The organism is Bacillus sp. AFS001701 (assembly GCF_002559405.1).
Lineage (GTDB): Bacteria > Bacillota > Bacilli > Bacillales > Bacillaceae_G > Gottfriedia.
The window spans coordinates 1-1290 of sequence record NZ_NTZO01000700.1 but is presented as its reverse complement, the minus strand read 5'-3'; the positions used below and the strand labels follow the sequence as shown (position 1 = coordinate 1290).

The 1290-nt window shown below is 31.7% G+C and carries 3 protein-coding genes; all 3 read right to left on the bottom strand.

Going from position 1 to position 1290, the window contains the following annotated elements:
• On the bottom strand, positions 1-206 hold a 206-nt coding region (locus CN514_RS24715), incomplete at its 3' end, for an ATP-binding cassette domain-containing protein (RefSeq protein WP_141529530.1).
• 12 nt (positions 207-218) lie between these two features.
• Positions 219-590, bottom strand: coding sequence for a GntR family transcriptional regulator (locus tag CN514_RS24710; RefSeq protein ID WP_098234823.1), 372 nt, complete (start codon positions 588-590; stop codon positions 219-221).
• Between the two features lie 171 nt (positions 591-761).
• Entirely contained in the window at positions 762-1211 is a 450-nt protein-coding gene (locus CN514_RS24705) for an S-Ena type endospore appendage (RefSeq protein WP_098234822.1), read from the bottom strand.
• Positions 1212-1290 lie beyond the last annotated feature (79 nt).

Sequence of the window (1290 nt, the reverse complement as noted above, 5' to 3'; positions counted from 1 at the left end):
AAATTATTATAAGGTTCTTCTCCTAAGACTTTTATGGAACCTTGGTTTGGTTTATAGTGGCCAGCAACTAAACTCATCAAAGTTGTTTTTCCTGTACCATTTCTTCCCCATAATGCAATAATACTCGGTTCTGTTTCAATTAAATTAAAATCCGTTAAAACTGGTGTATGATTATAGCTATATGTTAAATTTTTAATTTCGATCAATTTATACCCCTCCTAATTAGAGTCGTTTTTTCTCTTTATTAATTCAATTACCATTTCTTCATTTAAATGAATTCTCTCAGCTTCTTTAAGTAAAGGTGCAACATAATCTTCATAAAACTGCTGTTTTCGATCTAAAAGTAACTTTTCTTTTGCTCCTGTAGAAACAAACATACCTACACCTCTTTGTTTAAAAATTAATTCCTTATCAACTAATGCTTGAAGACCTTTCCTTGCAGTTGCAGGATTAATATTAAAAAAGCGAGATAATTCATTTGTTGAAGGCACTTGTTCACCCTCTTTAATTCTTCCATCTATAATTTCGTCCATAATCATCACCGCAATTTGTTGAAATATTGGTTGTGATTCATCTAATGTCGGTTTCATTAGCACCTTCCTTTCCGGTTAGTTAGTTATTCAGTTAGTTACTCATGTAACTAACCATACTACTCTTTAAATCATATGTTAAGTGATTTATTTAAGTACGCCTATTTTTTGGATATAAAAAAAACTTAATGCGATTATGCAATAAGCTCATGTTTATCTAATATGTGTTTATTATTTTTCAATAATTTTACCAGCTATACAATATTTACCTTCTAAATAGATTGGAGATTGACCTGATTGAAGTATGGTCACCGATTTTATATATTGACTAGTATAGCTACTCGTATTACCTGGTAACACGGAAATTATATGGCAAATATTGCTACTTACTTCGATTGTAATTGGTCCAGTACTGCCTTCGCTATTATAAACTGAAATGGTTGCTATAGCCGTTAAATTTCCACCTAAACTCCACAGTTCAACTGGTTTTTCAAGATTATCTTGAATCAAAATATTACCACATAGATCAATTGGAATACATGGATCACATTTTGTTGGAGTTGGTATTGGTGTTGGTGGTGTTGGTGGTGTCGGCGGAGGTACAGGTGGTAAAAGTGTTGGGGAAGTAACTGGTAATGTAATATTAGGTAAGTTTGGTATATTTGGTCTTTTTTGTTTCAATTTTTATCCCTCACTTATTATAGTAAAAGACTATGTACTTAGTTTTAATACAGTCAATCCTTTTCTTAACAGGCCATCA

Excerpts from the sequence above, each read along its gene's own strand:
- CN514_RS24710 (WP_098234823.1), bottom strand. The coding sequence starts at position 590 with ATGAAACCGACATTAGATGAATCACAACCAATATTTCAACAAATTGCG.